Raw genomic sequence first — 15,433 nt, 5'->3', positions numbered from 1 at the left:
TCATGTTCAGAACCAGTCTTCACTACGTTGTTTTCCTGCTTGGCCTTGTGGCGGTGTGCTGGATCGGGGCGGGCTATGCCAGCACCAATCCGGTCGGTTTCGCTGTCGCCGCGCTGATCGCCGTCTGCTACCTCGCCGGTGGCCTCGAGCTGTATCGCTACCGGCAGGCGACCGCCTCGCTGGCGGCGGCCAGCGCCAGTGCGGGCGCCGCCAGCGCCGGGCTCGCCACCTGGTTGGGCCAGCTGCATCCCAGCCTGCGCAATGCCGTGCGCCTGCGCGTGGAAGGCGAGCGCGTCGCCCTGCCCGGCCCGGTGCTGACGCCGTACCTGGTCGGCCTGCTGGTGCTGCTGGGCATGCTCGGCACGCTGCTCGGCATGATGGCCACCCTGCGCGGCACCGGCCTGGCACTGGAGAGCGCGACCGACCTGCAGGCGATCCGCGGCTCGCTGGGTGCGCCGGTGGAAGGCCTTGCGGTCGCCTTCGGCACCTCGATTGCCGGTGTCGCCACCTCCGCCATGCTCGGCCTGCTCTCGGCCCTGTGCCGGCGTGAGCGCCTGGAGGCGGTGCAGCGGCTGGACGTGGAGATCGCGACCACCCTGCACACGCACTCTCAGTCCTGGCAGCGCAATGAAGCCTTCCGGCTGCTGCAGCAGCAGGCCGAGCTCATGCCCGCGCTGGTGGATCGGCTGCAGGCCATGACCACGGCGATCGAGCAGCAGAGCAGCGCCTCGGGCGAGCGGCTGCTGACCAACCAGCAGAACTTCCATGCCAAGGCCGACGAAGAATACGCGCGCCTGACCGCCGCGATCGAGCAGTCACTCAAGGACAGCGTCGCCGAAAGCGCACGCGCGGTTGGCGCGGCCTTGCAGCCGGTGATGGACACCACCCTGGCCGGCATCGCCCGCGCCAACGCCGCCATGCACGAGACGGTGACCGAGGCAGTACAGCGCCAGCTGGCCGGCCTGACCGAGGGCTTCGACGCCAGCCGCGTCGCGACCGCCGCGACCTGGCAGGCCGCACTGGACAGCCAGCAGCAGACCAACACCGCATTGACCGCCGACCTGCGCGTCGCGCTGGACGGATTCGCCGCGCAGCACGATCAACGCGCGCTTGGCCTGCTCGATGCGGTCTCCGCGAAGCTGGTCAGCACCGCTGACGGTTGGCAGGCGGCCCAGTCCGCACAGCAGCAGATCAATGAAGCCATGGCGACCGAGCTGCGCAATGCGCTGGCCACGTTCGCCGAGCAGCATGGCGAGCGGTCCAGCGCCTTGCTTGAGGCGGTCTCGGCCGAGCTCAACACGACTGCGACGCGCTGGCAGCATGCCCAGGCCGCGCAGCAGCAGACCCATGCTGCGCTGACTGCCGACCTGCGCAGCGCGCTGTCCAGCTTTACCGAAACGCATGACGCCCGGGCCGCCGGTCTGATCGACGCGGTCGGCAGCCGCATGGAGGCCACCACCGCGCAGATTGCCGATGCTTGGCAGCAGGCGCTGGCCCGCCAGGATGCCGCTGCGACCGCAGTGAGCGCGCGTCACCAGCACGCGCTGGATGCTGCCGCCGCGACGCTGCAGACCCAGGCGGTGTCGCTCGGCGAGGCGATGCAGCACTCGCATGCCCAGCTGCAGGACGCACTGGAAGCACGCGATCAGCAGCGCCTGAGCGTGTGGACCGACGCCTTCACCGGCATGAGCGCCAGCCTCGGCGAACGCTGGGAGCAGACCGGCGCCAGTGTCGCCAGCCGTCAGCAGGAGATCTGCGACACCCTCGCCCGCACCGCCAACGACATCACCCAGCAGGCACAGGCGCACGCCAGCGAGACGATCAGCGAGATCTCGCGCCTGGTCCAGGCGGCGTCGGAAGCGCCCAAGGCCGCGGCCGATGTGGTCGCCGAACTGCGCAGCAAACTGTCCGACAGCCTGGTCCGCGACACCGCCACGCTGGAAGAACGCAGCCGTCTGCTGGCGACCGTGGAGACCCTGCTGGATGCGGTCAACCACGCCGCCAACGAGCAGCGCTTCGCCGTGGATGCCCTGGTCTCGACCTCGGCAGAGCTGATGGACCGCGTTGGCACGCGCTTCACCGACCACATCGAAGCCGAGACCGGCAAACTCGGCAGCGTGGCCGCGCAGGTCACCGGCAGTGCGGTGGAAGTAGCGAGCCTGGCCGATGCGCTCGGCAGCGCCGTGCAGTCCTTCGGCACTGCCAGCGACGGCCTCAACGAGCGCCTGGCCCAGATCGCCGCCTCGCTGGATGGTTCGCTGGCCCGCAGTGACGAGCAGCTGGCCTATTACGTGGCCCAGGCGCGTGAGGTGATCGACCTCAGCGTGCTGTCGCAGAAGCAGATCATCGATGAACTGCAGCAGCTGGCGGGCCGCCGCAGCAGCAAGGCCGGGGCCGCCTCGGCATGAGCGACGAGATCGAAGTCGAGGCCGACGGAGGCGCGCCGATCTGGGCCGCCTTCGGCGACCTGATGTCGGTGCTGCTCGGCGCGTTCGTACTGATCCTGGTCGGCGTGGTCGCGCTGCAGTTGGAGCTGACCAACCGGCTGGATGAAGAGGTCAAGCAGCGCCAGGCCGAAGTGCAGCGCCGCCAGACGCTGGAGCAGGCCTTGGCCGGCCCGCTCGCGGCCGGGCGTGTGACGCTGGTGGATGGCCGCATCGGCATCCGCGGCAATGTGCTGTTCGCGTTGAACTCGGATCAGCTGCAGCCGGAAGGTGCCGACGTCCTCAAGAGTCTGGCCGGGCCGTTGAAAGGCTACCTGGCCGCGCGCGAGGAGATCCTGATGGTCAGTGGCTTCACCGACGACCAGCAGGTGCGCGATGGCAACTGGCGCTTCGCCGACAACTGGGAACTCTCCGCCGAGCGTGCATTGACCGTGACCCGCACCCTGATCGCCGAAGGCGTGCCGTCGGATGCGGTGTTTGCCGCAGCGTTTGGCTCGGAGCAGCCGGTGAGTTCCAACGCCGACGAGGATGGCCGCGCCAAGAACCGCCGCGTCGAAATCGCCCCGATCCCGAAACCCAAGGCGAGCAAGGCCGCGGATGCCCCGTAACCCTGTCGCAACCGCTGAGATTCTCGAGAACTGGCGAGCGGACAAGCTCGACGGGCTGGACCGCACGCGTTTAGCGATGATCGAGGCGTTGCATACCCGCATGCAAGCGCATGACGGTGAGGTGCGGGCGCTGTTGCAACGGAAGCTGGATGCGTTGGTCGCGGGTTACGCTGAGCGGGTTGCCGAGGCGTCGGCATCGGTAGTGACCGCGCCGGGCCTGTCATCGGGACGCATCGGTCTGCAGGCGCTGGTCACGGAATTAACGGGGCAGCACAATGCTGCGTATCCGGATTTGCCGGTGCTGGGTGAGGTCCGGGCGACGTGGGCCAGGCTTCGCAATGCCAGCCAGCTCAAGCAATCGCTGGCCCAGATGCCCACCAATGGTGGGCCGTTGAACTCCGGTGTACTGGTCCATCGCGCCTTGACGCTGATGAAAGAGACCTCGCCCGGCTACCTGACGCATTTCATGGCGTACCTGGATGCGCTGTCGGGCATGGAGCACCTGCATCAGTGGGGCGTGCTGGTGGCGACGCCGAAAGTGGTGCCGCGGGGGGCGAAGCCGCGGCGGCCGCGTGCGGGAAAGGGAGCGGGCTGATCCAGGCGTTCCATCTGCGTGCCTTGATGGCCGCACGACATTGCCCCGAGCAACGCTGAGCCGAGGTCGCGCCAGCAAGGTATTGCGCGCTTTGAACAAACATGCCTGCGCGTTCGCCAGCCATCCCGCTCAGCAACGATGCCGCGACGCTCTGCGCATTGACGCTGAGGATGGCCAGGGGAGTCGGCTCTAACTGAATACGACAGGCCCAGAACTGGCCTCATCAGGCCTCTTGCCCCGGCCAAACTCGGGTGATAGCTTTGTAATTACAGCGTAATTATGCAGAGGCGGCAGATGGCTCGAGACTGGAACACGCTAGCGGATCGCCGCCAGGCAAGGCTGCAGCGGGCCGCCGATGCCGGGCTCGGGCGCTTGCTGCCCCATGCCGAGGTTCCCCGCCTGCTGCATACCGTGCTCGAACCCGGCGACCGGGTCTGCCTGGAGGGCAACAACCAGAAGCAGGCCGATTTCCTCGCCGAGTGCCTGGCCCAGCTCGATCCCGCGCAGGTCCACGGCCTGCACATGGTCCAATCCGTGCTCTCCCTGGCCTCGCACCTGGACGTCTTCGAGCGCGGCATCGCCCAGCGCCTGGACTTCTCCTTCTCGGGTCCGCAGAGCGGCCGGCTGGCCAATCTCGTCGCCGAGGGCCGGATCGAGATCGGGGCGATCCACACCTATCTCGAACTGTTCGGCCGCTACTTCATCGATCTCACCCCGCAGGTCGCACTGATCGCCGCCCAGGCCGCCGACCGTCACGGCAACCTCTATACCGGCCCGAATACCGAAGACACCCCCGTGATCGTCGAGGCCACCGCGTTCCGGGGCGGCATCGTGATCGCACAGGTCAACGAAATCGTCGACACCCTCCCCCGCGTCGACATCCCGGCCGATTGGGTCAACTTCGTCACCGAGGCGCCGCGCCCCAATTACATCGAGCCGTTGTTCACCCGCGACCCGGCGCAGATCTCCGAGATCCAGGTGCTGATGGCGATGATGGCCATCAAGGGCATCTACGCCGAGTACGGCGTGCAGCGCCTCAACCACGGCATCGGTTTCGATACCGCGGCGATTGAGCTGCTGCTGCCCACGTATGCCGAATCACTGGGGCTGAAGGGCAAGATAGGCACGCACTGGGCACTCAATCCGCATCCGGCACTGATCCCGGCGATTGAATCGGGCTTCGTGCAGTCCGTGCATTCGTTCGGCTCCGAGCTGGGCATGGAGCGCTACATCGAGGCGCGCTCCGATGTCTTCTTCACCGGCAGCGACGGCAGCATGCGCTCCAACCGCGCGTTCTCGCAGACCGCCGGTCTGTACGCCTGCGACATGTTCATCGGCTCCACGCTGCAGATCGATCTGCAGGGCAACAGTTCCACCGCCACCCGTGATCGCATCGCCGGCTTCGGCGGCGCGCCCAACATGGGCTCGGATGCCCGCGGCCGCCGCCATGCCAGCCCGGCCTGGCTCAAGGCCGGCCAAGAGGCGGCGCTGCCCGGGCAGATGCCACGCGGGCGCAAGCTGGTCGTGCAGATGGTGGAAACCTTCCGCGAGCACATGGCGCCGGCCTTCGTCGACCGCCTCGATGCCTGGGAGCTGGCCGAGCGCGCGAAGATGCCGCTGCCGCCGGTGATGATCTACGGCGATGACGTCACCCACGTACTGACCGAAGAAGGCATCGCCAATCTGCTGCTGTGCCGCAGCCCGGAGGAACGCGAACAGGCGATCCGCGGCGTGGCCGGCTACACCGCGGTCGGCCTGGGCCGTGACCGCGCGATGGTCGAGAACCTGCGCGACCGCGGCATCATCCGCCGCCCGGAAGACCTCGGCATCCGCACCCGCGATGCCAGCCGCGACCTGCTTGCCGCGCGCTCGGTCAAGGATCTCGTGCGTTGGTCCGGTGGGTTGTACAACCCGCCCAAACGCTTCCGCAACTGGTAAGGGGCACGCCATGGAAACCCTGCGTTATCGCTTCCCCGGGCAGCACGATCTCACCGAGCGCGACCATCACGCGCTGGTCGGCGTGGTCGCCTCGGGCAATCTGGAAGTGCTGATCGAACCCACCCCGCTGGACGGTGCGATGGAGATCGAGGTGATCACCTCGGCCACCGGCTTCGACACCATCTGGCAGGCCGTGCTGGCCGACTTTGCCGCGCGCCACCCGCTGCGCAACGTGCGGTTGTCGATCAACGATGCCGGCGCGACACCGGCGGTGGTCAGCCTGCGTCTGCAGCAGGCGCTGGAAACCCTGCAGGAAGGAGACGCCGCGTGAGCAGTCACAGCTTTTACGAGGCCGATGCGCGCGAGCGTATCCACGGACTGCTCGATGCCGGCAGCTTCAGCGAGTTCGTGGGCCCGGCCCGCCGCATCATCAGCCCACACCTGGCCCAGCTGGATCAGCCCGGTGCCTTCGATGACGGCATTGTGGTGGGCACGGGCAGCTTGAGCGGTCGTCATGTCCTGATCGCTGCGCAGCAGGGCCAGTTCATGGGGGGGGGCGTCGGCGAAGTGCACGGCGCCAAGCTCACCGGGCTGCTGGAGCGTGCCGTTGCGGTGCGCCCGGAGGCGGTGCTGCTGCTGCTCGACAGTGGCGGCGTGCGGCTGCATGAAGCCAACGCCGGCCTGGTCGCCATCTCCGAGATCATGCGGGCGGTGTTGGCCACCCGTGCCGCCGGGATTCCCGTGTTCGCCCTGATCGGCAGCGGCAACGGCGCCTTCGGTGGGATGGGCATCGTTGCCCGCTGCTGCACGGCGGTGGTGATGTCCGAAGAAGGCCGTCTCTCGCTGTCCGGCCCGGAAGTGATCGAGACCGTACGCGGCGTGGAAGAGTTCGACTCGCGCGACCGTGCCCTGGTGTGGCGCGTGACCGGCGGCAAACACCGCTATCTGATCGGCGACGCGGTGCAGTTGGTGCCGGATCGCATCGAGGCCTTTGCCGATGCCGCAACGGCGCTGATGGCCGTACATGCCGAGGCGCAGGATCCGCTGGACGCGCTGGAACAGGCGCACGCCCGGCTCGGTGCACGGATCAACGCCTATGGCGGCTGCCGCGATGGCCTGGAGGTCTGGCGCCTGCAGGGCATTGCCGATGCCGACCAGCTGCCCGTGCTTGACACCGCTGACTTCCTTGACGCCGTCAAGAACCGGAGCCTGCCATGGAACTGACGCCGCTGCTCGATGCCCTGTTCCCGCTCGGCCACGCGGTCACCCGCGAGGACGATGTACTGGGCGGCACCGCGACCACCGCCGCCGGCGACGTCACCGTCATCGGCACCGCCAACAAGCTGGAGGTCGGCGTCGACCACGCACTCGCGCTGGCAGCCACCGTGCTCGCCAGCACCCGCGCGCACCCGCAGCGGCCGATCGTGATGCTCGTCGATACCGCCGGTCAGCGTTTGGCGCGCCGCGATGAAATGCTCGGCATCAACAGCTACTTCGCGCACCTGGCGCGTACGCTGGATCTGGCCCGCCGCCGCGGTGCGCCGCTGGTCAGCCTGGTCTACGGTGAATCCGTCAGCGGCGGTTTCCTGTCGTTCGGGCTGATGGCCGACCGCATCTATGCCCTGCCCGAAGCGCAGGTGCGCGTGATGGATCTGCGCGCGATGGCGCGCGTCACCAAACAGCCGCTTGAGAAACTGCAGGCGCTGAGCCAGAGCTCGCCGGTGTTCGCGCCGGGCGTGGAGAACTACGTACGCATGGGCGCGGTGGAGGCCGTCTGGGAGGGCGATCTGGCGCAGGCCCTGGTCGATGCGCTCCACGCGCCTGTCTCCGGCGATCAGCGTCGCGCCCGTGGCGCCGAGCGTGGTGGCCGCCTGTTGGCGCGCGATGTCGCCGCTGCCGTGGCCGCAGGCGAGGCCTGAACCATGCGCCGTCACGACCTCGTCTGGCTCGCTCCGCAGGCACCGTGGCAGGTGCTGACCCCGGGCGCGGATGCGCGCCTGCGGGCGTGGGCCCAAGCGCGCCTGCCCTTTGTCGTGGCGCGACGCGATCCGGTCACTGATGGCGATCAGCTGCGGCTGGGCGTGCCGTTGCCCTTGGCCGAGCGGCGCCAGCGGCTGTCTCTGCGGGTCGAACGCATCTACGTGCAGCGCACCGCACCGCCGCCGTTGCTGGCCGAGGTCGCCAAAGCACTGTCCGCCCCCTGGCGCGATGCACTGCGCCCTTTGCTGGCCGACCTGCTCGAACCCACCCGGCCGCCCCGCGTGTTCGGCAGCTTCGCCTGGCAGAGCCTGACCGGCCTGCCGTATCTGCACGCCGGCTCCGATCTGGACCTGCTCTGGGAGACCACCGATCACGCCCATGCCGCGGCGCTCACCGAACGCATGCGGCGCTGGGAACGCGAGCATGGCCTGCGCATCGATGGCGAGCTGCGCTTCCCCGCCCGGCGTTCCGTGAGCTGGCGCGAGTACACCGTCGATGCCGCCCGCCTCCTCGTCAAATCGGATGACGCCTGCTGGTTGTCCACACGCGATGCCCTGCTCACGCAGCCGGTGGCCGCATGAACGCCGTGCCCCGCCCCGCCCCGTTGCCACCGCCCCCCCCCACGGCGGCTGCGCATCGGCTGGCCCGGATGGCGATCACCAGCCTGCATGCCGAACTGGCCTGCGCCCCCAAACCCGGGCTGGTCACACCATGGAGCCGCGGCAGCCACGATGACATGGACGCGGCCACCTTCCTGCGCAGCCTGTTCGCGCTGCGTGGCTACTTCGTGGCGGTCGCCGCCGCCGGTGCGCACAACGCGCCGTTCGATCATCTGCGCATGCTCGGCATCGAGGCGGAAACCGCAATGCTGCGGGCGACGGGTGGCATCAACACCCATCGCGGCGCGATTTTCAGTCTCGGCCTGCTGGTCGCCGCGTCCGCGCGTCTGCGTCATGTCGAGCATGCTGCGCCTCAAGGCACTGCGGTCTGTCATGCGGTACGCGGGTACTGGGCGCCCGCGCTGCTCGCCGCACCGTTGAACAGCGCCAGCCCTGGCCAGCGCGCCCGCCAGCGGCATGGCGTCCCCGGCGTGCGCGAACAGGCGGCGCAGGGATTCCCGCTGCTGCGCGAGGTCGCCCTGCCCACCCTGCAGGCCACCCTGCGCGCCACCGCTGACCGACAGGCCGCGATGGTGCAGACACTGATGTCGCTCGTCGCGGTCACTACCGATCTCAACCTCCTGCATCGCGGCGGTGAACGCGGGCTGGCCTTTGCACAGCAGCAGGCACGTCGCTTCCTCGCCGAGGGCGGCGCGCTGGAATCCGGCTGGCGGGCACGGCTGGGGCCGGTGTGCGACGCATTTGAAGCACGTCGGCTCAGCCCGGGCGGCAGTGCCGATCTGCTGGCCTGCGCGTGGTTCCTGCACCTGCAGGAGCGCGCATGAGCCTGGTCCTGCTCTGTCCCGGTCAAGGCGGCCAGCATCCGGATATGTTCAAGCGGGTGCGCGGGAATCCGCAGGCGCAGCCGGTGCTCGATCTGGCCAGCGCGCTCCTCGGCGCACCGGTCGAACCATTGGCGGCCGACCCATCGCGCTTCCACAACGCAGTGGCCCAGCCGCTGGTCTGCGCCGCGGCGCTGGCACATTGGGCGGCGCTGCAGACGCAGCTGCCGCCCATCACCGCCGTCGCCGGCTACAGCGCCGGCGAGCTGGCCGCGCACGCGGTGGCGGGCAGCGTCGACACGGCCACCTGTCTGGCCCTGTCGCGCGAGCGTGCCCGGTTGATGGACGCTGCAGCGCCGGCCGATGCCGGCCTGCTGGCGGTGATCGGGCTGGACGAACGTCGCATCGCACGTCTGTGCGTGACGCACGGGGTGTTCCTGGCCATCGTCAATGGGCCCGATCACGTGGTCCTCGGCGGCCTGCGGCCTGCGCTGGAGGCCGTCGCCGCTGACGTGGCTGCCCACGGTGCCCGGACCGTCCCGCTGCCGGTGGACGTGCCCGCGCATACCCCGTTGCTGGCCGCAGCGGCGCAGGGCTTTGAGAAGCCGTTGCGCGCACTCCCACTGCACGCACCCCGGTTGCGCCTGCTGGCCGGCATCGATGGCCGCCTGGTCAGTGACGTCAGCCGTGTCGTGGCGACGTTGTCGGCGCAGATCGCCCAGCCGGTGCAATGGCAGGACGTGCTGCAGCAGGCGGTCGAGCGCGGTGGGCGAGTCTTCCTGGAGCTGGGCCCGGGCGCGGCGCTCAGCCGCCGGGTTCGCGACCTGCACCCGCAGCAGGAGGCGCGTTCCGTCGAGGATTTCCAGACGCTGGAGGGCGTCCTGGAGTGGGTGGACCGCGCATGCGCACGCGCATGAGGGTCCGCCGGTAACCGTTGCACCCCGTAACCCTCGATGGCGGGTCGCCATCATGCTGCACGCGTATCAAGTGTCTCGGGAGGGCGCATGAGTCCGCAAATCGCAACGATCATCGGCTTGGTGATCATGTTCATCGTGGCCACGGCCCTGCCCATCAACATGGGTGCCGTGGCATTCGCGCTGGCCTTCATCATCGGCGGCCTGTTCGTCGGGATGGAGGGCAAGGAGGTGTTGGCCGGCTTCCCGGGCGACCTGTTCCTGACCCTGGTCGGCATCACCTACCTGTTCGCCATCGCGCAGAAGAACGGCACCATCGATCTGCTCGTGCACTGGGCGGTCAAGGCGGTGCGCGGGCATATCGTCGCCATTCCGTGGGTGATGTTCGTCGTCACCGCGGTGCTGACCGCCTTCGGTGCGCTCGGCCCGGCCGCAGTGGCCATTATCGGCCCGGTCGCGCTGCGCTTTGCCAAGCAGTACAAGATCAACCCGCTGATGATGGGCCTGCTGGTGATCCACGGCGCGCAGGCAGGTGGCTTCTCGCCGATCAGCGTGTATGGCGGCATCACCAACCAGGTGGTGCAGAAAGCTGGCCTGGAAGTCACGGAAATGGCCGTGTTCCTGACCAGCCTGGGCTTCAACCTGCTGATGGGGATCATCTGCTTCTTCGCCTTTGGCGGGCTGGCCCTGATGCGTCGCGCACCAACCGCGACCGAGCCGTTGATCGCCGGCAGCCAGGCGTCCTCGCGCCAGTTTGCGATCGAAGGCCACGGCGCCCTGGTCTCGGCGGGCGGTGGCACGCTCTCCAATGATCCGGATGCGCTGGATGACGTGCGCATCAACCGCGAGCGCGTGTTCACCCTGATCGGCCTGCTCGGGCTGGGCATCGCGGCCCTGGTCTACAACCTCAACGTCGGCCTGGTCTCGATCACCGTCGCGGTGGTGCTGGCCCTGCTCTCGCCGAACTCGCAGAAGGGCGCGGTGGATGGCATCAGCTGGTCGACCGTGCTGCTGATCAGCGGCGTGGTTACCTACGTGGCCGTACTGCAGCAGGCCGGCGCGGTGGACTACATCGGCCATGGCGTGGGTGCGATCGGCATCCCGCTGCTGGGCGCGCTGCTGGTCTGCTACGTCGGTGGCATCGTCTCGGCGTTCGCCTCCTCGGCGGCGGTGCTGGGCGCCACGATTCCACTGGCGGTGCCGTTCCTGATGCAGGGGCATCTCAGCGCTGCCGGTGTGATCTGCGCACTGGCGATCTCCTCCACCGTGGTGGATGTCAGCCCGTTCTCGACCAACGGCGCACTGGTGGTTGCCTCGGCGGCGAAGGAAGAGCGCGAAGCCCTGTTCCGTCGCTTCCTGGTCTACAGCGGCCTGGTGGTGGCCTTCGGTCCGCTGCTCGCATGGCTGCTGTTCGTCGTGCCGGGCTGGATGTAAGCGCACGGCGGGTCTGCACCGGCAGGCCCGCCATGACCCGGTAGAATGCTGCACACCTGCCCATGAAGCCCTGCCATGCCCCTGGCCCCTGGTCCCCGCCTGTCCAAGAAACGCGTGCCGCTTTATGAAGAAGTGGCCGAGCGGCTGCGCCAGAAGATCTACGACTACGAGCTGCCACCGGGTGAATGGATCGACGAGCCGCTGCTCGCCGAAGAACTGGGCATCAGCCGCACCCCGCTGCGCGAGAGCCTGAAGCTGCTGGCCGCTGAAGGCCTGGTGCAGCTCGATGCGGGCCGCGGCAGCCGGGTCACCCGGCTGACCCTGGAAGACCTCAACCAGCTTTTCCCGGTGATGGCCATGCTGGAAGGCCGCTGCGTGCATGAGGCGGTCAAGCGCATCGATGAAGCGGGCGTGGTCCAGTTGCAGGCGCTGCACGATGCCATGGAAGTCGCCGCGGCCGCGGGCGACCTGGCCGAGTACTACCGCAACAACTATCTGATCCACGAAAGCCTGCAGACCCATGCCGGCAACCCGTGGCTGATCCGCGTCACCCACGACCTGCATCGCATCCTGAAGATGCATCGCGGCCGCCAGTTGCTCACGCCAGGCCGCATGGCCCAGTCACTGGCCGAGCATCGCGCCTTGATGGCATGCATCCGCAACCGTGATGCCGAAGCCGCCGAGCAGATGATGAACCGCCATCTGCTCAGTCAAGGCGAAGCATTGGCGGCCTATGTGGCAGCCGGTGGCCAGTTGAACGTGCCCGCGCCGCTGCCCCGGCAGGGTGGCCTCTAGTCGCGCAGCAGCGCGCTCGGACGACAGCCGCTATGCCAGCTCCACCGTCATCCGGGTCAGTGATTGGCCCAACAGGTGCAGGCGGATCTGATCCAGGCTGGTGAAGTAACAGACCGTGTCCGTCCCGGCCAGACGATAGATCCCCCGCTCCCCCCCGAGCAGCACGAATTTTTCCTGGTCGACCAGATACTGGGCGACCGGTGGCACGCCCTGTGCCTTGAGCCCGTCGATATCGATCGGCTCAAGTGCGTCGAGATCCTGCAGTGCGGTGGTCATGGTGCGGAAACATCCTTTGGGGTGCCTCGATCTTAGGCAGGTGCGCAGCAGCAGGGCGTGGATTGATCGTGATGGCCACGAGAGCATCGCGCAGGGCCACTCACGCCACCGGCAGCGCGTCCAGGCGCATGGCCTTCCAGCGCGACGCGGTAGCGCGCAATAATCGATGAGAACGGCAACGTCACGGCGATGTGCGGCATCTACCCTGTCCAGCTGATTGAGACGTCCATCCGCGGCACCCGTCGGGGCATCCCCGATAGGCAAGGACTATTGCATAGGCGCGCCATGCGACGCGCTGCAACGCCGTGCGCTACTGCGGCTTTCGTACTCGTTGCATATCGTGACCGGTGCGGGGCGTGTATCTCTGACGAACATGCGCTTGCCCTCGCGTTCTGCGCGCGGTAGTCGCCGGACCCTTAGAGATATCCATGTGACCACCGTCGCCCCATCGCGCGCCCTCGGCGCCCTCCTGTTGTTCAGCGGCATCGCCGCCGTCATTCTTTGCCTGGTCCTGCTGGCGCTGGCCACGCCGTCCCATCGCCGCCCGGTGTTCCGGCTGGCGATCGGCCCGCAGATGGCGACGCCGTATGGTCTCGGTGGGTCGCCATTGAACGGAGGGCCGAGCGCCTACGCAGAAGCGCTGGAGGCCCATGTCGGCATCCGGCTCGAGCTGCGCCGCTCGCCCTCCATCGAGCGTGCCATCGACCTGCTTCGGACCGGTGAGGTGGATGGCGTCGCATTCTCGCTGCCGTCGACCCGCGCACTGCTGCCGGCCTCGGCGGTCGTCTCCGCACCGTTCTACACCGGCACTTCCGTGCTGGTCACTCGCCGCGGTTCGGATCACGCTCCGCTCGCCGCATTGGCGGGTCGCCGCGTGGCAGTGATCGACAATGGCGAGTACCGCGCCTTTCTGGCACGCAACTATCCAGGCATCCAGGTCCTGCCCATGGCCTCACCGGGCGACATGCTGGCGGCGCTGGACAGCGGCACGGCCGACGCGGCACTGGGCGGCGATGCCATTCTGGTGCCACTGACCCGGCGCGATCACAATGCCATCCTGCAGGTGCACCCCGCGCCCGATGCGCCACCGGTGGAGCTGCGCGTGGCATCGGTACCGCGGCGTGCGGCCGATGTTGCCGCAGCCCACGACGCACTGGGTGCGCTGCCCTCGACCATCCACACCGACATCCTCGAGCGTACGCTCGATGCCATCTACCGCGCGCCGCCCACGATCCGCGCGGTCGCCCTCTACTACCGCGTCCCCATCGTGGTCTGCTGCCTGGTGATGCTGACGATCCTGCTGAGCATGCTGCGGGCCTATCGCATGACACGCCGCGCCGCCGCCCGCCAGGCCGAGGCCGCCCGCATCCTGACGCTGGTCAACCATGAGCTCCGCAACAGTGCGTCGTCCGTGATCTCGGCGATCGACCTTGCCGAGGCCGAGCCGGTGCAACCTTTGCGCGAACAGCATTTCGCATCCGCGCGCTCGGCCGCCGATGCCTTGCGGCACACGCTGACCAATGCCCTGGAATTCATGTTTCACGAGGCCACCCATCGTCACAGCGCCGGCGCCTGCCATCGCGCGCATGCCGTGCTGGTGGAGTGCATCTCCGGAATGCGGCCGCTGGCGCTGTCCAAGGGACTGCAGCTGCGCCTGGCCCTGGAAGGGCCCGATGCCACGGTCACGCAGTGCGATGCGCGTGCCCTCCACCACATTGCCAGCAATCTGATCTCCAATGCCATCAAGTTCTCGGACACCGGGGTGATCGGCGTCCGACTGGGCTTCCTGCGCGGCGTCGGCGAGCTCGGCCAGATCAGCATGCGGGTCACTGACACCGGCCCGGGCATTGCCACGGAAGATATCGAACGCATCTTCGTGGCGTTCAGTGGCACCGCCCAGGGCCGGCGCAAGCTGGGCACCGGCATCGGGTTGAGCTTGTGCCGCCGGATCGCCATCAGCCAGGGCGGTGACATCGCCGTGGTCAGCAAGCTCGGCCGCGGCTCGACGTTCATCGCCACGTTGCGCGGGCGGCGCGAGGCAACCACTGCAGCACCGGCGGCAACCCTGGATTGCCCACGGGCGCTGGTGATCGAGGATCAGCCAGCCATTGCCGAGATCATCCGGCGCAGGCTGCACAGTCAGCAGTTCGAGGTCTCGGTGGCCCACACCGGCGCCAGTGCCCTGGCCAGCCTCGCTGCGGAGGGTCCGTTCGCGCTGATCACGCTGGACGGCGACCTGATGGACCAGACCGGAAGCGCCATTGCCGTTGCCATCAGGCGCATGGAAAGCCGTCACGGCTGGCCGGCCGCCCGCCTGATCTCCCTGTCCGGCGCAACGGAAGACGGCGATCGCCAAGGTTATGCGGGCACCGATGTGCACCGCTTTCTATCCAAACCGGTGGCGTGGTGCGAGTTCGATGCTGCCGTGCGGCCGGGGCCGTCGCCGGCGCCCCGCGCGGCCCCTGTCGGCGGTGCACACGGGCTGGATGTCATGGCGATCTATGCCACCCAGATGCAGGTGGACCTCACCGATCTGGAAACGGTGATCGCCGCGGGCAACTGGCGGCGCGCACTGGCCATGGCACACCGCATCCAGGGCGCAGCGTCGATGGTCGGCGACAAGAATGCGGTTGCTGCGATATGCGCGCTGCAGACCTGTCTGAAGATCCACGCGATCAATGGCGACCCAGCCGATCAAGACCTGACGCAGTTGGCGATCCTGCTCGCCCGCCTGCGTGATGCTGCCAACGGCGGCGACACGCACCCCCCGACTTCGTCAGGCTGAGCCGCACGCAGGGCCCGCGGGGTCGCGCCCCTGACGGCGGGGCGCGTTCTCTGGAGATCGGCAGCTGCCCACCCGCGAGGGCGCCACGGGGGGCGGTCATCGGTTGTCTCCGACCGGCGAAGACCCGGCCGCAGCAGGGCCAGGCCATTCGCGGAAACCCGCGCAAGCAGGCCCCAAAACGCAGACTCCCCGGCGCGCAGATGCGAACCGGGGAGTGCTGGAA

Annotated in this window: 14 protein-coding genes; 13 read left to right on the top strand and 1 reads right to left on the bottom strand. The window is 68.4% G+C overall.

What is annotated here, in order from left to right:
• The first annotated feature begins 2 nt into the window (after positions 1-2).
• The 12 genes from ABE483_RS01590 (at position 3) to ABE483_RS01535 (ending at position 12,149) form a co-directional block, all read left to right on the top strand.
• Positions 3-2,408 carry a DUF802 domain-containing protein gene (locus ABE483_RS01590; protein WP_346480941.1) on the top strand — a complete coding sequence of 802 codons (2,406 nt, stop codon included), beginning with the start codon at positions 3-5 and terminating at the stop codon, positions 2,406-2,408.
• Positions 2,405-3,052, top strand: coding sequence for an OmpA family protein (locus tag ABE483_RS01585; protein WP_313218474.1), 648 nt, complete (start codon positions 2,405-2,407; stop codon positions 3,050-3,052). Before ABE483_RS01590 ends, ABE483_RS01585 begins: the two co-directional genes overlap by 4 nt.
• Positions 3,042-3,647 (top strand): DUF2894 domain-containing protein, encoded by a 606-nt coding sequence (locus ABE483_RS01580; RefSeq protein WP_346480940.1) that lies wholly within the window; start codon positions 3,042-3,044, stop codon positions 3,645-3,647. Before ABE483_RS01585 ends, ABE483_RS01580 begins: the two co-directional genes overlap by 11 nt.
• Positions 3,648-3,941: 294 nt before the next feature.
• Entirely contained in the window at positions 3,942-5,585 is a 1,644-nt protein-coding gene (gene mdcA, locus ABE483_RS01575) for a malonate decarboxylase subunit alpha (RefSeq protein ID WP_346480939.1), read from the top strand.
• A 10-nt stretch (positions 5,586-5,595) separates the two neighbouring features.
• Positions 5,596-5,916 carry a malonate decarboxylase acyl carrier protein gene (gene mdcC, locus ABE483_RS01570; protein ID WP_121036901.1) on the top strand — a complete coding sequence of 107 codons (321 nt, stop codon included), beginning with the start codon at positions 5,596-5,598 and terminating at the stop codon, positions 5,914-5,916.
• Entirely contained in the window at positions 5,913-6,809 is an 897-nt protein-coding gene (locus tag ABE483_RS01565; RefSeq protein WP_346480938.1) for a biotin-independent malonate decarboxylase subunit beta, read from the top strand. Before mdcC ends, ABE483_RS01565 begins: the two co-directional genes overlap by 4 nt.
• The gene (gene mdcE / locus ABE483_RS01560) at positions 6,800-7,504 is read left to right on the top strand and encodes a biotin-independent malonate decarboxylase subunit gamma (RefSeq protein ID WP_346462447.1); all 705 of its coding nucleotides are present in this window, start codon (positions 6,800-6,802) and stop codon (positions 7,502-7,504) included. The genes ABE483_RS01565 and mdcE overlap by 10 nt, the downstream gene beginning before the upstream one ends.
• Positions 7,505-7,507: 3 nt before the next feature.
• A complete protein-coding gene (gene mdcG / locus ABE483_RS01555; RefSeq protein WP_346480937.1) occupies positions 7,508-8,146 on the top strand; it encodes a malonate decarboxylase holo-[acyl-carrier-protein] synthase in 639 nt (212 codons plus the stop codon).
• Positions 8,143-9,009 (top strand): triphosphoribosyl-dephospho-CoA synthase MdcB, encoded by an 867-nt coding sequence (mdcB, locus tag ABE483_RS01550; RefSeq protein WP_346480936.1) that lies wholly within the window; start codon positions 8,143-8,145, stop codon positions 9,007-9,009. Before mdcG ends, mdcB begins: the two co-directional genes overlap by 4 nt.
• A complete protein-coding gene (gene mdcH / locus ABE483_RS01545) occupies positions 9,006-9,923 on the top strand; it encodes a malonate decarboxylase subunit epsilon (protein ID WP_346466414.1) in 918 nt (305 codons plus the stop codon). Before mdcB ends, mdcH begins: the two co-directional genes overlap by 4 nt.
• An 87-nt stretch (positions 9,924-10,010) precedes the next feature.
• The gene (locus ABE483_RS01540) at positions 10,011-11,354 is read left to right on the top strand and encodes an SLC13 family permease (RefSeq protein ID WP_123729373.1); all 1,344 of its coding nucleotides are present in this window, start codon (positions 10,011-10,013) and stop codon (positions 11,352-11,354) included.
• A 75-nt stretch (positions 11,355-11,429) separates the two neighbouring features.
• Positions 11,430-12,149, top strand: coding sequence for a GntR family transcriptional regulator (locus ABE483_RS01535; protein WP_346480935.1), 720 nt, complete (start codon positions 11,430-11,432; stop codon positions 12,147-12,149).
• Positions 12,150-12,179: 30 nt separating this feature from the next.
• On the opposite strand, the gene ABE483_RS01530 is transcribed toward ABE483_RS01535, so the two are convergent.
• Positions 12,180-12,425: a hypothetical protein gene (locus ABE483_RS01530; protein ID WP_346480934.1), complete on the bottom strand. Its 246-nt coding sequence runs from the start codon at positions 12,423-12,425 to the stop codon at positions 12,180-12,182.
• 430 nt (positions 12,426-12,855) lie between these two features.
• Here ABE483_RS01530 and ABE483_RS01525 point away from each other — a divergent pair, with 430 nt between their 5' ends.
• Entirely contained in the window at positions 12,856-15,210 is a 2,355-nt protein-coding gene (locus tag ABE483_RS01525) for an ATP-binding protein (RefSeq protein WP_346480933.1), read from the top strand.
• The last annotated feature ends 223 nt before the right edge of the window (positions 15,211-15,433 follow it).

The organism is Stenotrophomonas sp. TWI602, assembly GCF_039674045.1.
GTDB lineage: Bacteria > Pseudomonadota > Gammaproteobacteria > Xanthomonadales > Xanthomonadaceae > Stenotrophomonas.
This window is presented reverse-complemented; position numbering and strand designations above follow the sequence as displayed.